General features: G+C 72.2%; 17 protein-coding genes. 7 read left to right on the plus strand and 10 right to left on the minus strand.

What is annotated here, in order from left to right; all coding sequences use genetic code 11:
• Positions 1-7: 7 nt before the first annotated feature.
• On the minus strand, positions 8-214 hold the full coding sequence (locus tag AB0O76_RS20415; protein ID WP_365492889.1) for a hypothetical protein: 207 nt from the start codon (positions 212-214) through the stop codon (positions 8-10).
• Between the two features lie 84 nt (positions 215-298).
• Between AB0O76_RS20415 and AB0O76_RS20420 the strand changes: the two genes are divergently transcribed.
• Positions 299-577, plus strand: a complete 279-nt coding sequence (locus AB0O76_RS20420) for a PfkB family carbohydrate kinase (RefSeq protein WP_365492892.1) — start codon at positions 299-301, stop codon at positions 575-577.
• 73 nt (positions 578-650) lie between these two features.
• Positions 651-5,663 (plus strand): caspase family protein, encoded by a 5,013-nt coding sequence (locus tag AB0O76_RS20425; RefSeq protein WP_365492895.1) that lies wholly within the window; start codon positions 651-653, stop codon positions 5,661-5,663.
• Between the two features lie 49 nt (positions 5,664-5,712).
• Here AB0O76_RS20425 and AB0O76_RS20430 read toward each other — a convergent pair whose 3' ends face one another.
• The 5 genes from AB0O76_RS20430 to argC are packed head-to-tail and all read right to left on the minus strand — an operon-like array spanning position 5,713 to position 10,603.
• Positions 5,713-6,267: an arginine repressor gene (locus tag AB0O76_RS20430; RefSeq protein ID WP_135330399.1), complete on the minus strand. Its 555-nt coding sequence runs from the start codon at positions 6,265-6,267 to the stop codon at positions 5,713-5,715.
• A gap of 7 nt (positions 6,268-6,274) precedes the next feature.
• Complete coding sequence (locus AB0O76_RS20435; protein WP_365492899.1) at positions 6,275-7,501, minus strand: acetylornithine transaminase; 1,227 nt, start codon at positions 7,499-7,501, stop codon at positions 6,275-6,277.
• Positions 7,498-8,427: an acetylglutamate kinase gene (gene argB / locus AB0O76_RS20440; RefSeq protein ID WP_365492902.1), complete on the minus strand. Its 930-nt coding sequence runs from the start codon at positions 8,425-8,427 to the stop codon at positions 7,498-7,500. Before argB ends, AB0O76_RS20435 begins: the two co-directional genes overlap by 4 nt.
• Positions 8,424-9,578, minus strand: coding sequence for a bifunctional glutamate N-acetyltransferase/amino-acid acetyltransferase ArgJ (gene argJ / locus AB0O76_RS20445; protein WP_365492905.1), 1,155 nt, complete (start codon positions 9,576-9,578; stop codon positions 8,424-8,426). Before argJ ends, argB begins: the two co-directional genes overlap by 4 nt.
• Positions 9,575-10,603, minus strand: a complete 1,029-nt coding sequence (argC, locus tag AB0O76_RS20450) for an N-acetyl-gamma-glutamyl-phosphate reductase (protein ID WP_365492908.1) — start codon at positions 10,601-10,603, stop codon at positions 9,575-9,577. Before argC ends, argJ begins: the two co-directional genes overlap by 4 nt.
• 152 nt (positions 10,604-10,755) lie before the next feature.
• Here argC and AB0O76_RS20455 point away from each other — a divergent pair, with 152 nt between their 5' ends.
• The 3 genes from AB0O76_RS20455 to AB0O76_RS20465 all read left to right on the plus strand — a co-directional run bounded on the left by AB0O76_RS20455 (position 10,756) and on the right by AB0O76_RS20465 (position 12,827).
• Complete coding sequence (locus AB0O76_RS20455; protein ID WP_365492911.1) at positions 10,756-11,229, plus strand: VOC family protein; 474 nt, start codon at positions 10,756-10,758, stop codon at positions 11,227-11,229.
• A gap of 93 nt (positions 11,230-11,322) precedes the next feature.
• Complete coding sequence (locus AB0O76_RS20460) at positions 11,323-12,309, plus strand: aldo/keto reductase (RefSeq protein WP_365492914.1); 987 nt, start codon at positions 11,323-11,325, stop codon at positions 12,307-12,309.
• A 35-nt stretch (positions 12,310-12,344) separates the two neighbouring features.
• Positions 12,345-12,827, plus strand: coding sequence for a DUF6314 family protein (locus AB0O76_RS20465; protein WP_365492917.1), 483 nt, complete (start codon positions 12,345-12,347; stop codon positions 12,825-12,827).
• A 5-nt stretch (positions 12,828-12,832) separates the two neighbouring features.
• Here the strand turns inward: AB0O76_RS20465 and AB0O76_RS20470 are convergent, their stop codons facing one another.
• The 3 genes from AB0O76_RS20470 to AB0O76_RS20480 all read right to left on the minus strand — a co-directional run bounded on the left by AB0O76_RS20470 (position 12,833) and on the right by AB0O76_RS20480 (position 15,456).
• Positions 12,833-13,426, minus strand: a complete 594-nt coding sequence (locus AB0O76_RS20470; protein ID WP_365492920.1) for a histidine phosphatase family protein — start codon at positions 13,424-13,426, stop codon at positions 12,833-12,835.
• A gap of 81 nt (positions 13,427-13,507) precedes the next feature.
• On the minus strand, positions 13,508-13,948 hold the full coding sequence (locus AB0O76_RS20475) for a GNAT family N-acetyltransferase (protein WP_365492923.1): 441 nt from the start codon (positions 13,946-13,948) through the stop codon (positions 13,508-13,510).
• Between the two features lie 62 nt (positions 13,949-14,010).
• A complete protein-coding gene (locus AB0O76_RS20480) occupies positions 14,011-15,456 on the minus strand; it encodes a PLP-dependent aminotransferase family protein (protein ID WP_365492925.1) in 1,446 nt (481 codons plus the stop codon).
• On the opposite strand from AB0O76_RS20480, the gene AB0O76_RS20485 reads away from it, so the two are divergent.
• Positions 15,455-16,411, plus strand: a complete 957-nt coding sequence (locus AB0O76_RS20485) for a DMT family transporter (RefSeq protein ID WP_365492928.1) — start codon at positions 15,455-15,457, stop codon at positions 16,409-16,411. The two genes, AB0O76_RS20480 and AB0O76_RS20485, sit on opposite strands and share 2 nt — an antisense overlap.
• Positions 16,412-16,487: 76 nt before the next feature.
• Positions 16,488-16,685 carry a DUF1918 domain-containing protein gene (locus AB0O76_RS20490; RefSeq protein ID WP_365492931.1) on the plus strand — a complete coding sequence of 66 codons (198 nt, stop codon included), beginning with the start codon at positions 16,488-16,490 and terminating at the stop codon, positions 16,683-16,685.
• 25 nt (positions 16,686-16,710) lie between these two features.
• On the opposite strand, the gene AB0O76_RS20495 is transcribed toward AB0O76_RS20490, so the two are convergent.
• Complete coding sequence (locus AB0O76_RS20495; protein WP_365492934.1) at positions 16,711-17,937, minus strand: family 10 glycosylhydrolase; 1,227 nt, start codon at positions 17,935-17,937, stop codon at positions 16,711-16,713.
• Positions 17,938-17,968 lie beyond the last annotated feature (31 nt).

Consider the following 17,968-nt stretch of genomic DNA (forward strand, 5'->3'; position numbering starts at 1 on the left):
GGGAACGTCATAGCCCGGCGGCGACGTGATCGGCTCCCGCACCGAGCTGTACGCGGGTGGCGGCTTCAACACGCTGACGGCGGCCCGACGCCTTGAGGCCACCGCGGTCTACGCAGGCCTGCACGGCACCGGTCCGTACGGCGGCCGTCGCGGCCGGGCTGCGCTCCAGCGACACGGTCCAGCTGTCCGGGTACAGCCTCGTCATGGAGCTCAACGGCCCGCTCCTGTCCGCCTTCACGGCCGCGCTGCCACCGGACGGGACGTACGCGTCTGCTGCAACGCACGCGAGGGCTGCCTGATGACCGGCCGCACCGAGCCCCGGGAGGCGGCCGCCGCCCTGCGCGAACGCCTCGCAGCGGGTGCAGGCGTCCTCGTACAGGCCGACAAGGACGGCTGCCGGCTCGCGGCGCCCGGCACGGACACGGTGGCGCATGTGCCCGGCTTCCCCATGGACGCCGTGGACGCCGTGGACAGCAACGGCGTCGGCGACGCCCATGTCGGCGCGTTCCTCGCCCTGTTGGGACGCGGGCTCGACCCGTCGGCCGCGGCGCGGGGCGCGAACGCGGCGGCCGGGTAAGTCCCTTTCCCGCCCGTGGACTTCGGGCGCTGCCTCCGGGTGCGACGATGGGCGCTCGCACCGGGGAGAGGGCATGGCGCAGACACGTACCGCATTGCTGATCGGAGTCGCGGCGACGCCCGACGCCGCGCATCATTTCGCCTCGCTCGAAGAGCCGATCGCCGCCGACCAGCACGCCCTGGGTGCCTCGCTCAAAGCCGCGGGGTACCGGGTGGAGACGGTGCGGGGCGGCGGCCGGGCCGAGATCACCACGGCGATCGACGAGGTCGCGCGGAGCGTTCCGGCCGACGGCACGCTGCTGCTCCACTTCTCCGGGCACGGCATCCGGATCGGCGACACCGACTACCTCGTGCCGTCCGACGCGCGGGCCCCGCACGACGGCGACTGGCGCACGTCGTACCGCGACACCCTGCTCCCCGCCGACATCAGCCCGTATCTGGCCGACTGCCGTGCGGGCACTGTGCTGTGGCTGATCGACGCCTGCCGCGACGAACCGTCGGGCGGCGCGGGCGTGTTCGGCAGCAGCATCGTCAGAGGCCAGCCGTCCGGCCGGTTCGCGCTGATGACGGCCTGCGCCGCCGGGCAGCGGTCCGGATTCACGGCCGACGGCAGCTTCTTCACCCAGGGCCTCGCGGAGGCCTTCCGCCCGCTGACCGAGGCCAGGACCCTGCAGGAGGTGTACGAGACGGCGCGGCGGCACACCTTGCGAGCGGCCCGGCGGCAGCTGGGCGAGGAGCAGGAGCCGCAGATCCGGTACGGGGCCGATCTTGAGGCCGAGGCCCGCTCGACCGAGGTCTGTGCGGGCCGCAGGCTGCTGGAGGCCTGGCGGGACGCCGCGTCGGACACGGCCCTGTGGGAGCGGGTCCAGGAGGCCGAGGCCGCCGAGTGGGTGCCCCGCTTCCGGGAATGCCTCGTGGCGCTCGTCGAGGAGTGTGCCGGGGTGGTCCATCTCGCACAGCAGCGGATGCCCGACCCGTGGGCCGACGACGACTTCCCCGTACGGCTGCTGCGCGACCGACTGCCGTGCCTGATCCCGAAGACGGTCACGCTGTCCGCCGTGGAGGCCGCCGCCCTCGTCGCGGCCCCGTTCCTGCACGAGGCGGCCTGGGCGCGGCGGCTCAGCCACGCGCACGACATCTCCGCGTACACCGCCTGGCCCCAGGAGGACGGTGACGCGTGGCGCAGGCACTACGAGCAGGTGGCCGATCATCACCCGCACATCAGGGAGAAGCTGTCCGAGTGCCGGCTGAACGGCCGCTTCGACGAGGCGCGGGACGTCACCCTGTGGCTGGTGCACCGGTGGATCACCGAATGCTTCGTCACCGATGAGGAACCCGTCCCGCAGGTCGAGTCCACGACGCTCGCGGCCGCGCTCCTCGGCGCCGAGGCAGGACGCGGGCACCGGGCCTCCCAGCTGTCGGCGGTGCTGTCCGGCCTCGCAGCGGCCATCGCTCTCGGTGCTGCGCCGCAGGAGTCCGGCGCGCCGCCCGACCTCACGTTCCCGCTGCCCGGTGGCGGCCGCCAGGCGTTGCGCTCCGGCGAGTTGGGGGCGCTGCTGCACCTGGCGGCGGTCCTTGCCCTGGACGTGCGCACCCTTCCCGACGTCCTCGCCGAACACCTCGCGGTCTCCGATCCGGTCATCCCCCAGGACGCCGTCAACGCCGTACGCGACGCCGACTGGCACCCCGCGGACGACGAACTGCACCTGGACGCGGCCTGCCCCCATCCCGCGGTGCACGCGGCGCTCGCGGGCGTAGTGGAGCAGGCCGACGAACTCGCCTGCTCCCTGCGGGACATGGCCCGCCGACTGCCCGAGTCCCGCGCGGCCCTCCTCTCCGGGGTGCCCGCCCGCGTGACGGACCGGGCGCTGCGGCCCGTCGAGGACCGGGGCCGCAGGGCGTACGACGTACCGCTGCTGCGCTTCCAGCTGGCGCAGACGGAGGTACGCGACCTGTTCATGGGCGAGCGCGTCTACGACGGCGAACCGGACCTGGCGCTGCGGGAGTTGTACCAGAACGCGATGGACGCCTGCCGCTACCGCGCGATGCGGCTGCGCTACCTGACCGGCAGAGGCGGCCGACCGGCCCCCTGGGCGGGGCAGATCACCGTCGTCGAGGGGGAGGACGACCGCGGCCGCTACGTCGAGTGCCGCGACAACGGCGTGGGCATGGGCCTCGACCAGCTCAAGAACACCTTCACCAAGGCGGGCCGCCGCTTCGAGCAGTCCCGCTCGTTCCGCCAGGAGCAGGCGAACTGGCACCGGCAGGACGCCTCCCTGCGCCTCTACCCCAACAGCCGTTTCGGCATCGGCGTGTTCAGCTACTTCATGCTCGCCGACGAGATGACGGTCGTCACCCGGCCGGTCGGCGTCGACGGCATCCCCGCGACGAAGGCACTGCGCGTCGACATCCCCGGCAGCGGAAGCCTGTTCCGTATCCAGGAGCACGACGACGCAACGGGCGACGGTCTTTTGGAGGGCGGCACCCGGATACGCCTCTATCTGCGCGACTCGGTCTCACGCTCGGGTCTTTCGCCGGTGTCCACACTGCGCCGTGAGGTCCTGGTGAGCGAGTTCGCGCTGGAGGTGCGGGACGCCTCGGGGCAGCGGCACAGCTGGCGCCCCGGCGAGCTCCAGACCCCGCCGGGAGCCGACCACGCCCCGGGCGCGGTGGAGGCCGTCCCCGGTGTGCTGTGGTGGGTCGACGGCAAGGGCGCGATCCTGTGCGACGGCATCAACACCGACCAGCGGCCCTTCGGCTACGTACTCGATCTGACCGGACCGAACGCGGGGACGCTCAGCCTCAACCGCAAGAAACTCGAGTCGTACGACCGGACTTGGGAGGCGGAACAGTGGGCTCGCGGGGCCGCGGCGCTCGCCGCGTGGCCGGAGCTGAGCATGGACTGGCTGTGGGCCCTGGAGCGGCAGAACCTGCGTGCCGCCCGCACTGTCTGGAAGGAGTGGCGCGGCAAGCGCGTGCTGGTGCGGACGGAGCCGTGGCGCCCGGCAGCCCTGAACCTGGACACGACCGGCTGGTTCCGTCAGGACGCGCAGCTCGGCAAGGGTGCGGCCGCCGAACGGCGGCAGGGCGAATCAGCGACGCTCACGCACCCCTGGCGGGCCGCCGCCCTCGGTCACGCGCACCTGGCCCACCACGAAGCGTCCCCCGCGTCGATCACCGGCCACCCTGTGCCCGAACCGGGCTGGGCGGAGGTCGCCGAGGGGCGGCCGCAGTCCTGGGGCCGCGTCGCCCAGGGGAAAGCGCCGCCCCGCGACTGGCGTACGGCCGTCGCGCTCGCCCACAGCCAGCGGACGACCGTCCAGGCCGTCGTCCGCGCCGCCCGCGCGCTGCGCATCGCGCACCCCGAGCTGAAGCCGCCGCGCGCAGGGGATGGCGACCTGGACTGGACGCCCGACTGGTGCGACGCACAGATCGTCGAGGGTCTGCTCAGCCGCGTGCACACCCGAGGGGCCTACGCGCACAGGGAAGAGAACGACTACCGGCACGCCCCTGACGACCTCGGCGGTCTGGTCCGCGCCTCGTTCAGCACCCACAGGACCCTGGGCCAACTGGCGGAGAGCTGCGCCCGGTTCGCGCCGTTCCTGACGGTCCCCCTGCCGGAGGTGCCCGATCACCACCGGGACCACGTGTGCACCGAGTCCGACCTGTCGCTGCTCTACGTCAACGACGGCGCCCGGGGCTGGCGCCGTGTCCAGTGGCCGTGGGACATCCACGACACCGCACACGCCGTGGGCATCGCACCGCAGGAGGTGCTCGACCGTCTTGCGGCCTTCGCCTGGCTCGGCTGGCCCGTCCCCGAAGCGGAGTCGGCGGAGCGGTGGTGCGCCGTGCCGCGGGAGATCCGTGCGGTGCTGCGGGACTACTGCGTGCCCGAGCCGTCCGGCGGCCTCGCGCTGCCCTGGGGAGCCACGTTCGCCCTGGCCGCGGAGTGGGAGTGCACGCTGCGCAAGGCGGAGAAGGCGGTGGCCCGCTGGGCGGACCGTCTCGGTCTGGCGCATACGCGGCGCCATCGGGAGAAGACCGATGCGGGCCGCGTCGTGCCGAGCCCCGAGACGTCAAGCGTCGTGGGAGTGGCCCACGCCGAGGGGCTCCGCCTCGAGGACGGACTCACGCTCCGGGACCTGGCGTTCGCCCAGCCGCAGGCGCTGAGGTGGGACGAAATGGCGTACGTGGTCGAGGAGTTGCGGGAGGCCGGCGTCGACGTCCCGGCGGCGGGCGAGCTCCTGAGGGCATGGGACGGGCTGCCGGTTCCCAGCCGCTACGCCTTCTCGGGCAACGACCCCTCGTTCGTCGGGGCCGACTATCCGGTCCTGCCTGCCTCGGACATCCTGTTCGTGGCGAGCCTCAACCTGAAGGCCCCGCTGGGCACCCTGTGGAAGACGGCCCGGCGCGAGGCCGCGCGGGTGGGCCTGAGCGTCCCCGCCCTGCCCGCCGGGCTCGCGGACTTCCGCCCCGGCGCGGAGGAGGCCCGCGCCCTGATCGACCGGGGCGACGACGAGGAGTTCGACGAGTGGTTCGAGTCCCCCAGGTGGGCCGCCCTGACCGCGGGGCGGCTCGCGGCCTACGCTCGCGATCAGCACATCGGCGCCCGTGCCGCGTACCAGAAGCTGGCGCCCCTGCGGGAGTTGGGCGCTCTCGTCCCCGAACTGCGCCCGGCGGAGATCGAAGCGCTGCCCGCGGAGCAGCCCGACGGCAAGGACGCCGTCGCCCTCCGCGGCGAACACCGCGTCTCGGCGCCGGGTACCCCGCTGTGCCCGCTCGACCTGGTCAGCATCGCGGGACGGCTCGGCGAGCCGGTCGGCCACACCTGGCGGCGGATCGTGCCGTACCTCCCGCTGGAACCGGCTCCCGCCTGCCACGAGGCGCCCGACGTGATCCCGCTCTGGCAGGACCTGATCCTGCTCTCGGTCCACGCGGACGGCATGCTGCCCGCGCTGCACGGCCCGGTGACGACGTCCCAGGTCCGCTTCGCGGCGGGGGCAGTCGACGAGAACGAGCCATGGGTCATGGACCGGCTGCGTCGGTACGCGGACCTGTTCGGCCTCGAACTACCGGAATCCGACTGACCGGCCGCGGGCACATCAAGGCCGTGCTCGTTCAAGGCCCAGGGGCCCGCTAATGCTCGTTCGAAGCCAGCCTCAGCAGATGATCCGCCAGAGCCTGACCCCCCGTTGCCTCCCGGCTGATCAGCATCAGCGTGTCGTCCCCCGCGATGGTGCCCAGGATGTCGTGCAGTTCCGCCTGGTCGATCGCCGAAGCGAGGAACTGGGCGGCCCCCGGCGGGGTGCGCAGGACGACGAGGTTCGCCGAGGCCTCCGCAGAGATCAGCAGCTCCGCGGAGAGGCGGCGCATCCGCTCCTCCTTGGCGGACTCGCCGAGCGGGGCCCGCGGCGTGCGGAAGCCGCCCTCGCTCGGCACCGCGTAGATGAGGTCGCCCTCGGCGTTGCGGATCTTCACCGCGTTCAGCTCGTCCAGGTCGCGGGAGAGCGTCGCCTGCGTGACGGTCAGACCGTCGTCGGCGAGCAGCTTCGCGAGCTGGCTCTGGGAGCGGACCGGCTGCCGGTTGAGGATGTCCACGATCCGGCGGTGGCGTGCGGTGCGGGTCTGCGGCACCGCGGGCCCGGTGTGATCCGGGTGCTCCGCGTGCTCGTTGCCTTGCGCATGACTCATCGTCGTCTCATTCTCCGGATCGTCCGTCCCCGTTGGCCTCGGCGGCCTTCAAAGCCCTGGCAGCATTTTCCAGGACACCCGGCAACGCCTGGAGGAACGCGTCCACCTCGTCGTCGCGGACGTTCAGCGGCGGCATCAGCCGTACGACATCGGGGGCGGGCGCGTTCACCAGGAAGCCGGCGTCCTGAGCCGCCTGCTGCGCCCGGGGCGCGAGCGGCTCGGTGAGCACGATACCCAGCAGCAGGCCCGCGCCCCTGACATGGCCGACGAGCGGGTGCCCGAGTGACTCGATTCCGTCACGCAGCTTCTCGCTCGCCCGCTTGGTGTTCTCCAGGAGGCCCTCGGCCTCGATGGTGTCCAGAACGGCGAGGCCCGCGGCGCACGCGACCGGGTTCCCGCCGAACGTAGTGCCGTGGTGACCGGGCTTGAACAGCTCCGCGGCCGCGCCGAACGCGACGGTCGCGCCGAGCGGCAGACCGCCGCCGAGACCCTTCGCGAGCGTGACGACATCCGGCTGGACGCCCTCGTGCGCGAGGTACTCGAACCAGTGGCCGGTACGGCCGATTCCGGTCTGCACCTCGTCCAGGACGAGCAGCGTCCCGGTGGCCGCGGTGATCTCCCGGGCCGCCTTCAGATAGCCGGCGGGCGGCACGACGACGCCGTTCTCGCCCTGGATGGGCTCGATGATCACGAGGGCGGTGTCGGTGGTGACGGCCGCGCGCAGGGCCGCGACATCGCCGTACGGGACATGCGTGACGTCGCCGGGCAGCGGCAGGAAAGGCTCCTGCTTGCCGGGCTGGCCGGTGAGCGCGAGCGCGCCCATCGTCCGGCCGTGGAAGCCGCCCTGGGTGGCGACCATGTGGGAACGGCCGGTCAGGCGGCCGATCTTGAAGGCGCCCTCGTTGGCCTCCGCGCCGGAGTTGCAGAAGTACACCTTCCCCTCGCGCCCGAAGAGCTGGAGGAGCTTCTCGGCGAGGGCGACGGGCGGCTCGGCGACGAAGAGGTTCGAGACGTGGCCGAGGGAACCGATCTGGTTGCTCACGGCCTCGACGATCGCCGGGTGGGCGTGGCCGAGCGCGTTGACCGCGATGCCGCCGACGAAGTCGACGTACTCGTTGCCGTCCGCGTCCCACAGCTTGCTGCCCGCGCCGCGCACGAGGGGCAGCCTGGGCGTGCCGTAGTTGTCCATGAGCGCGCCCTGCCAGCGCGCGGTCAGCTCCTGGTTGCCGGTCATGCTTCCCCCTCTGCCTCTGCGTCGGGCACGACCATCGTGCCGATGCCCTCGTCGGTGAAGATCTCAAGGAGGATCGAGTGCTGGACGCGGCCGTCGATCACGCGGGCCGTCTCGACGCCGTTGCGTACGGCGTGCAGGCAGCCCTCCATCTTCGGGACCATGCCGCTCGCCAGCTCGGGCAGCAGCTTCTCCAGCTCGGCGGCGGTCAGGCGGCTGATCACCTCGTCGCTGTTGGGCCAGTCCTCGTAGAGGCCCTCGACATCCGTCAGGACCATCAGGGTCTCTGCGTCCAGCGCCGCAGCGAGTGCCGCAGCCGCCGTATCAGCATTGACGTTGTAGACATGTCCGTCGTCCTGGGAGCGGGCGATCGAGGAGACGACCGGGATGCGGCCGTCGGCGAGCAGCGCCTCGATGGCGCCCGTGTCGATCTCGGTGATCTCGCCGACCCGGCCGATGTCGACCAGCTCGCCCTCGATGCGGGGCGTGTGCTTGGTGGCGGTGATGGTGTGCGCGTCCTCGCCGGTGAGGCCGACGGCGAGCGGGCCGTGCTGGTTGAGCAGCCCGACGAGCTCGCGCTGCACCTGTCCTGCGAGCACCATGCGTACGACGTCCATGGCGTCCTCGGTGGTGACGCGCAGGCCCGCCTTGAACTCGCTGACGATGCCGTGCCGGTCGAGGGCCTTGCTGATCTGGGGTCCGCCGCCGTGCACCACGACGGGCCTGAGGCCTGCGTGGTGCAGGAAGACGACGTCCTGCGCGAAGGCGGCCTTCAGCTCCTCGTCGATCATGGCGTTGCCGCCGAACTTGATGACGACGGTCTTGCCGCGGTGCCGGGTCAGCCAGGGCAGCGCCTCGATGAGGATCTGCGCCTTGGGCAGCGCGGTGTGCTTCCGGGCGGTGGGCTGGCTCCCGCTGTCCTTGGTCATGACGAGTACGCGCTGTTCTCGTGGACGTAGTCGGCGGTGAGGTCGTTGGTCCAGATGGTCGCGGTCTCGTCGCCCGCCGCCAGGTCGGCGGTGATGACGACCTCCCGGTAGCGCATGTCGACCAGCTCGCGGTCCTCGCCGACGGAGCCGTTCTTGCAGACCCAGACGCCGTTGATGGCGACGTTCAGGTGGTCCGGCTCGAAGGCGGCGGACGTGGTGCCGATCGCGGAGAGCACCCGGCCCCAGTTGGGGTCCTCGCCGTGCAGGGCGCACTTGAGGAGGTTGTTGCGGGCGATGGACCGGCCGACCTCGACGGCGTCGGCCTCGCTCGCCGCGTTCACGACCTCGACCTTGATGTCCTTGCTCGCGCCCTCGGCGTCACCGATCAGCTGCCGCCCCAGGTCGTCGCAGACCTCGCGCACGGCCTCGGCGAACTCGGCGTACTCCGGGGTGACTTGAGCCGCACCCGAGGCGAGAAGCAGCACCGTGTCGTTGGTCGACATGCAGCCGTCGGAGTCGACCCGGTCGAAGGTGAGCCGGGTGGCGTCCCGCAGCGCCCTGTCCAGGACGTCGGCCTCCAGGTCGGCGTCGGTGGTGAGGACGACGAGCATCGTGGCGAGGCCGGGCGCGAGCATGCCGGCGCCTTTGGCCATGCCGCCGACCGTCCAGCCGTCCAAGGTGGCGACGGACGTCTTGTGCACGCTGTCGGTGGTCTTGATGGCGATGGCGGCCTTCTCGCCGCCGTGCGCGGAGAGTTCGCCCGCGGCCGTCTCGACGCCCGGCAGCAGTTTGTCCATGGGCAGCGTGACGCCGATGAGTCCGGTCGACGCGACGGCGACCTCGCCGGCATTCACCCCGTCGAGCACCTCGGCGACCTTCTCCGCCGTGGCGTGCGTGTCCTGGAAGCCCTGCGGGCCCGTGCAGGCGTTGGCGCCACCGGAGTTGAGGATGACGGCGGAGACCAGGCCGCCCTTGAGCACCTGCTCCGACCAGAGGACGGGGGCGGCCTTGACGCGGTTGGAGGTGAAGACGCCCGCGGCGGCCAGGCGGGGCCCGGTGTTGACCACGAGGGCCAGGTCCGGGTTGCCGTTCTGCTTGATCCCGGCGGCGATGCCCGCGGCCGTGAATCCCTTGGCTGCCGTCACACTCACGGCGCGACTCCGATCGTAGTGAGCCCGGTGGCCTCGTCGAGGCCGAGGGCGATGTTCATGCTCTGCAGGGCGCCGCCCGCGGTGCCCTTGGTGAGGTTGTCGATGGCGCTGATCACGATGACGCGGCCCGCCGCCTCGTCGTACGCGATCTGGATCTGCACGGCGTTCGAGCCGTACACGGCGGCGGTCGCCGGCCACTGCCCCTCGGGGAGCAGGTGGACGAACGGCTCGTCGGCGAAGGCCTTCTCGTACGCGGCCCTGACGGACGCGGCGGTGACGCCGTCCTTCGCCTTGGCGCTGCAGGTGGCGAGGATGCCGCGCGGCATCGGGGCGAGGGTCGGCGTGAACGAGACGGTGACGGGGGTGCCCGCGGCGGCGGAGAGGTTCTGGATCATCTCGGGGGTGTGCCGGTGCACGCCTCCGACTCCGTACGGCGACATGTTCCCCATGACCTCCGAGCCGAGGAGGTGCGGCTTGGCCGCCTTGCCCGCGCCGGAGGTGCCGGACGCCGCGACGATCACCGCTTCGGCCTCGACGAGGTCGGCGGCGTACGCCGGGAAGAGCGCGAGCGAGACGGCGGTCGGATAGCAGCCGGGCACCGCGATGCGCTTGGCCCCTTCGAGGGCGGCGCGGGCGCCCGGCAGTTCGGGCAGCCCATAGGGCCACGTACCGGCGTGCTCGCTGCCGTAGAACTTCTCCCAGTCCTCCGCGTCCTTCAGCCGGAAGTCGGCGCCCATGTCGACGACCAGGACATCCGGGCCGAGCTGCTCGGCGACGGCCGCGGACTGCCCGTGGGGCAGGGCGAGGAAGACGACATCGTGGCCCGCGAGGACCTCGGTGGTGGTCGGCTCCAGGACGCGGTCGGCGAGCGGGAACAGATGCGGCTGGAGCGTGCCCAGGCGCTGACCCGCGTTCGAGTTGGCGGTCAGTGCGCCGATCTCCACCTCGGGATGGACGAGCAGCAGACGCAACAGCTCACCGCCCGCGTACCCACTCGCCCCTGCCACTGCTACGCGTACCGCCATGGAACCCTCCTCTTGGATGGCATGACTATACGTGTCGCTGCACGTTTATGCAACGCGGCGGCAGACACCCTTGGGATCGTCGTCACAGCGATGAGTTTCCGTGGGAGGCACGGTCAGTACAGGCAGACAGACCCGAGCGACAGGAGAGAGCCATGCCCCGCATCACGCCCAATCTCTGGTTCGACACCCAGGGCGAGGAAGCCGCCAAGTTCTACGTGTCGGTCTTCCCGAACTCGAAGATCACGAATGTCTCCTACTACGGCGAGGCCGGCCCCCGGCCTGCCGGGACCGTGCTGACCGTCGAATTCGAGCTCGACGGGCAGCCGTACCTGGCGCTCAACGGCGGCCCCGAGTTCACCTTCAACGAGGCGGTCTCCCTCAGCATCGACTGTGCCGACCAGGAAGAGGTCGACCACTACTGGACGAAGCTCTCCGAGGGCGGCGAGGAGGGCCCGTGCGGCTGGCTCAAGGACAAGTTCGGACTGTCCTGGCAGGTCGTCCCCCAGGACCTGGTCAAGCTCCTGGCCGACCCGGACGCGGGGCGGGCGCAGCGCGCCATGAAGGCCATGCTCGGCATGAAGAAGATCGTTGTGGCGGAGCTGCACAAGGCGGCCGACCAGGCCTGAGCACCGCAACCACCGCTTAATCGGCTTGACTTGGAGTCGACTCCAACTCCTAAGGTCGGAGACGTCCACCTGGCTCCACCTGGAGGTACCGGCATGACCACCCTTCCCACACGCCGTCTCGGCGCACTCACCGTCTCGGCGCAGGGACTCGGCTGCATGGGGATGAGTCACGCCTACGGCGCTTCGGACGACACCCAGTCCATCGCGACCATCCACCGTGCGCTCGACCTCGGCGTCACCCTCCTCGACACGTCCGACTTCTACGGCGCGGGCCACAACGAGGAGCTGATCGGCCGCGCCCTGGCCGGGCGGCGCGACGAGGCGGTCCTCGCCACGAAGTTCGGCTTCGCCAACAAGCTCGGCGAGCCGACGCGGATCCGGGGCGACGCGGCGTACGTACGAGAGGCGTGTGACGCGTCGCTGCGCCGCCTGGGCGTCGACCACATCGACCTGTACTACCTGCACCGCGTGGACCGGAGCGTGCCGATCGAGGAGACCGTCGGCGCGATGGCCGAGCTCGTCGAAGCCGGGAAGGTGCGCCACCTCGGGCTCTCCGAGGCCAGCGCGCGGACCATCCGGCGGGCGCACGCCGTGCATCCGATCGCCGCGCTGCAGAGCGAGTGGTCGCTGTGGACCCGGGACCTCGAGGAGGAGATCGCGCCCGTCTGCCGGGAGCTCGGCATCGGGCTCGTGCCCTTCTCGCCGCTCGGCCGCGGCTTCCTCACCGGGCGCTACACCTCGACCGACGCCCTGCAGGAAGGCGACATGCGGCGCGGCCAGCCGCGGTTCGCCGACGGGAACCTGGAGAAGAACCTGGCCGTCGTCGAGGCCCTGGACGCGCTCGCCGCCAAGAAGGGCGTCACGGCGGGGCAGCTCGCTCTGGCCTGGGTGCAGCACCGCGGGGACGACGTGGTGCCGATTCCGGGCACCCGCCGGGAGAAGTACCTCACGGAGAACCTGGCCGCCGCCACCCTCGCGCTCTCCCCCGACGAGCTGGCCGCGATCGACGCGGCGGCGCCGGCGGGCGCGGTCGCCGGGACGCGGTACGACGAGGGCAGCCTCGGGTTCGTCGACAAGTAGACATCCCGGGAGTGGCCCCGCGTAGCCTGCGGGGCATGCCCATTCCGGATGAAGCAGCCGAGCTGGATGAAGCAGCCGAGCCGTACGGCGTACCCGACGTGCTTGCGTACCTGGCCGGCTCCTGGCAGGTGGAGCGGACGGCGCGGGACCTGGCGGGTGACGCGGCGGGGCACTTCTCGGGCACGACGGCCTTCACCTGGGCCGACGGCGGCCTGATGCACCACGAGTCCGGCACCTTCACCTGGCAGGGCACCGCACGCCCCGCCGAGCGCACCCTGCGCTTCCTGCCCGGCGAAGAGCCCGGCACCGCGGATGTCCGCTTCGCCGACGGGCGTCCCTTCCACGACCTGGACCTGCGCACCGGACGGCACCGCACCGACCATCCGTGCGCGCTCGACCTCTACCGGGGCGAGTTCGAGGTGTACGACGAGGACCGCTGGTGGACGCGGTGGCGGGTCGCGGGCCCGGCCAAGGACCTGATCCTCACCACCGAGTACACCCGGCAGCGGCGGGACTGAGCGCGCTACACCGCGGCGGCACTCTCCCCCACGCCCGCGATCCGCAGGTTCCAGCGGCCGCCGTGCCCGGTCAGGGTGACCGTCGACAGGGGGCGGACGTCGATGTTCCAGTACGTCGACGGGGGCGCCTTCAGGGCGTAGACGAGGGCCACACGGACCACCGCGGGCTCCGCCACGGCGAGGATCCGGGAGCCGTCACCGACCGGACGCGTGTCGAGCCAGCCGCCGACCCGCGAGATGAACGCGAGCAGCGACTCGCCGCCGTGCGGCGCGGAGCGCGGATCCCGCAGCCAGGCGTCGACCGCGGCCGGCTCGCGCGCCGTCACATCGGCGAGGGTCAGACCGCGCCACCGCCCCATGTCGCAGTCCCGCAGAGCCGGCTGGGCCAGCGGCGCGAAGCCCAGGGCGTCGCCGGTGCCGCGGCTGCGCGGCGTGGGCGAGCAGTAGCGCAGCTCGGCCGCGGCGAGCGGAAGCAGCGCGGGGGCGGCGAGCTGCACCTCGTGCCAGCCCGCCTGGTCGAGGGGCCGGTCGTCGTCGAAACGCTCCGCGAGCAGCGAGGCGCTGCGTGCGGCGGCGATGAGGGTGACGCGTACGTGCATGCGGTGATGTTGGAGTGCCCGGCAGCCCAGGTCAAGGTTTCACCGTGCGTACGCGGATGACTCGGACGCCCCCGCGAACGCTCACTGCCGCCCCAGCGCCATCCAATTCCCAGGGGCCTCAAGGGCCTTGAAGCCGACCTTCTCGTACACCCCGTGCGCGTCGGCCGTGCCCAGCAGGATCCGGCGCAGGCCGCACGGCTCCAGGTGGTCCCGGACGCCCGCCACGAGCGCGCCGCCCAAGCCCTTGCCGCGGACCGCCCGGTCGACGTACACGTCACAGAGCCAGGCGAAGGTGGCGTGATCGGTCACGACCCGGGCATAGGCGACCTGATCACCGGAAACCTCCTCGTACACACCGAAGTTGAGCGATCCGGCGATCGCCTGGTCCTGCTTCTCGCGGGGCCGGTCAAGGGCCCAGTACGCGTCGGTGGACAGCCATCGGTGGACGCGCTCGGCGTCGAGACGGGCGGGGTCGGTGGAGAGCTCGTAGCCGGCGGGAAGTGTCTGGTGCGTATCGGTCATGGGGGCAGGCTGGCAGCCGCCCCGCCGGGCCGTCGAACGGATTTCGCCCGTTGGAACGGCCTTCACCCCGCCCCGCCCCACCCCTCGTCGCACGCCGCGCGCAGCCTGCGCACGCCCTCCTTGATCTCGCCCACGCCGGCGAGCGCCGCGAAGCTCAACCGCAGGTGCGCCGCCGGGGGTTCGGCCGCGAAGTACGGCCGGCCGGGTGCGACGGCGACACCCGCGCGCAGGGCCGCGCTCACCAGCGCCGCCTCGTTCGCGCCGTCGGGAAGGCGCAGCCAGAGGCTGTAGCCGCCGGCGGGGATGTGCGGCACGGCCAGTTCGGGCAGGCCGATGCGCAGGGCCGCCGCCATCGCGTCCCTGCGGTCCTTCAACTGGCCCGCCACCTGGCGCAGATGGCGCGGCCAGGCCGGTGAGCCGACCAGTTCGAGGGCCGCCTCCTGGAGCGGTCTCGGTACGAAGAAGTGGTCGACGACCTGGATCGCGCGCAGCCGTTCGAGGACCGGACCGCGGGCGACGAGCGCACCCACCCGGAAGCTCGGCGACGTTGCCTTGGTGAGCGAGCAGACGTGCACCACGACGCCGTCGGGGTCGTCGGACTGGAGCGGTCGCGGCAGCGGCCCCGCGTCGTCGTGGACCAGGCGGCGCACGAAGTCGTCCTCGACGACGAAGGCCCCGGCCTCGCGGGCGATGCGCAGCACCTCGGGGCGGCGCTCGGCGCAGAGCACGGCTCCCGTGGGGTTCTGGAACAGCGGCTGGCAGACGAAGACCCGCGCCCCGGTGGCCTTGAACGCCGCCTCGAGCAGCTCGGGGCGTACGCCGTCGGTGTCGACCGGCACCGGCACGGGACGCAGGCCCGCCGCGCGGGCGATCGCGAGCATGCCGGGGTACGTCGGCGACTCGACGAGGACCGGGGCACCCGGCGGGGCGAGCGCCCGCAGCGCCGTGGTGAGGGCGCTCTGCCCGCCTGCCGTGACCAGCACCTCGGCGGCCGTGATCGCGCCGCCGATACCCCGCGCGAACCACTCCCGCAGCTCGGGAAGACCGTCGACCGGCGGCCGCCCCCACGCGCCGGGCCGCCGCCCCGCCCGCGCGAGGGCCGCCGCCATCGCGCGCTCGGGCTGCAGCGAGGAGTGCAGATAGCCGCCGTTGAACTCGATGACGCCGGGCGGCGGCGCCGTGAGGGTGACCAGGACACCGGAGGCGTCCACCGCGCGCGGCACCAGCTCCGCCGCCGAGTCCGCGCTCAGCGACACCTCCTGCCACGAGGTGTCCCCCGCCGGCGCGGGGGCGGCCTGCGGCTCCGCACGGAACACACCGGCGCCGGGCCGTGTGACGACGAGACCCTCGGCGGCCAACTGCGCAAGGGCCCGCGACACGGTCACCGGGCTCACCCTGAAGCGGTCGACAAGCGCCCGGCTCGACGGCAGCTTTCCACCTGGAGAGTAGCGGTCCAGCTCATCCCTCAGCCGTTTCGCCAACTCAGCGCCACTGTTACTCTCATGCATGACAGCACAGGATAGCGCTACTCGCCCGAGTCGGATAGCAGTTGCCGAGGCAGCGTCCCCCAGGGCCACCACGAGCCCCGACCCGGCCCCGCACGGCTCCCGCCGCGCCGGCACCGTCATGGCCGCGCTCGGCGTCACCGCCTTCTCGCTCACCTTCCCCTCCACCGCCTGGGGGCTCGAAGGCATCGGCCCCTGGTCGTTCGTGGCCCTGCGGGTCGCCCTGAGCGCGGTCATCGCGGGCGGCGCGCTGCTCGCCCTGCGGATCCCGTTCCCCGCGCGCCGCCACTGGGCCGGGCTCGCGGTCGTCGTCGCCGGTGTCGTCGTCGGCTTCCCGCTGCTCACCACGCTCGCCCTGCAGACCTCCACCACCGCGCACGCGGCCGTGGTCGTGGGCCTGCTGCCGCTGACCACCGCCGTGTTCTCCGTGCTGCGGACGGGGGCCCGCCCCTCGCGGATGTTCTGGACGGCGGCCCTCGCGGGCGCGGCCGCGGTGATCGCGTTCACCGTGCAGCAGAGCGGCGGCGCCCTGAGCACCGCCGACCTCTATCTCTTCGGCTCGCTCCTGATCTGCGCGGCCGGCTACACCGAGGGCGGCCGGCTGGCCCGCGAGATGCCGGGCTGGCAGGTCGTCGGCTGGGCGCTCGTCCTGTGTCTGCCGCTCGCCGTGGCCGGGGCGGCCGTCGCCCTCCGGTACGAGTCCTTCGAGCTCACCGGGCACAGCACCGCCGGGCTGCTCTACTCCGCCATCGGCTCGCAGTTCCTCGGCCTGGTCGTCTGGTACCGCGGCATGGCCGTGATCGGCGTACCCAAGGCCAGCCAGCTCCAGCTCGCGCAGCCGCTGCTGACCCTGGTCTGGTCGGTGTTCCTGCTCGGCGAGCACCTCACGATCGCCGCGCCAGTGACGGCCGCCGCCGTCCTCGTGTGCATCGCCGTCACCCAACGGGCCCGCGTATAGGGGCCTCATCCCGCCACCCGACGTAGACTGATGGCCACGGATCGCTACCGTCGGGTGGACGAGGAGTTGGCTCCAAATGCGTGCAAGCGTAGGCGACAGGCTATTGGTGCACGGCAGGATCGTCGGACAGCACGACCGGACCGCGGAGGTCATCGAGGTGCTCGGCGAGGACGGCACACCGCCGTACCGCGTCCGGTTCGAGGACGGTCACGAGACCCTGATGTCGCCGGGTCCCGACACCGTCGTGCGGCACTTCGAGCCCAGCGAAGAATGAGTCAGGGCCCCGCGCGCTCCTGGCATCAGGGCCAGCCACGCTCCTGATAGTGGTCTGCGACCACCCGTGCCATGGCGCCGATCCTGTCGACGCCCACCTCCTTCGCCGAGAAGAAGACGTGCCCGCGCACCTGCGGGAACCCCTTGGCGTAGGTGAGGTGGCGCGACAGCTCGGCCGGGTCGTGCCAGGGCGCGGCCTGCGCCGGGTCGCCCGCCTTGTACAGGGCCTCGCCCACATAGAGGCGTACGCCCGTGCCCTCGACGACATCGGCCCACCAGGGCAGCAGCTTGCCGTAGTCCGCGGCCGTGAAGCCGAGGTTCCAGTACAGCTGCGGACAGACGTAGTCGATCCAGCCCTTCTTGACCCAGCCGCGGGTGTCGGCGTGCAGGTTGTCGTAGGTCTGCACGCCCGCCCGGGTGTCCGAACCGAGCGGGTCGGTGGAGGCGTTGCGCCAGACCCCGAAGGGGCTGATACCGAACTCCGCGCCCTTGCGCACCTTGTGGACCCGCTGGCCCATCTCGCGCACCAGGCGGTCGATGTTGTCCCGGCGCCAGGCGGCCCGGTCCGGGAAGCCGCCGCCGTAGCGCGCGAAGGCTTCGTCGTCGTCGAAGACCTGCCCCGCGACCGGGTACGGGTAGAAGTAGTCGTCCCAGTGCACCGCGTCGATGTCGTAGTGGCGCAGGGCGTCGAGCATCGCGTCCTGGACGAAGCGCCGCACCTCGGGCAGGCCGGGGTTGTAGTAGAGCTTCCCGCCGTACGGCACGACCCACTCCGGGTGCAGGCGTGCGGGATGCGTCGGCACCAGGCGCGAGGGGTCGGTGTGGTTGGCGATGCGGAAGGGGTTGAACCAGGCGTGCAGTTCGAGCCCTCTGCGGTGTGCCTCGTGCACGGCGGTGCCCAGCGGGTCCCAGCCGGGGTGCTTGCCCTGCACCCCGGTGAGGCACTCCGCCCACGGCTCGTACGGCGAGGGCCACAACGCGTCGGCGGTGGGCCGCACTTGGAAGATCACGGCGTTGAGCCGGCGCCGCACGGCCGTGTCGAGATGCGCCATCAGCTCGGCACGCTGCTCGTCCGCGGTGAGGCCCGGCTTCGACGGCCAGTCCCGATTGGCGACGCTCGCCAGCCACATCCCCCGCAGTTCACGTCGTGACGGAGCGCGTCGGGGAACTGCCGCCGCGTCGCCCGCCGCTGTGAGCCCCGCCACCATCGCGGCCGCCGCCACCGTGAATCCACGGCGTGACATACGCCTCATCCGCTCGCCTCCTGGGCCCGATATTCGCCAG

It is taken from the genome of Streptomyces sp. NPDC086554 (assembly GCF_040686095.1).
In the GTDB taxonomy this organism is placed as follows: Bacteria; Actinomycetota; Actinomycetes; order Streptomycetales; family Streptomycetaceae; genus Streptomyces.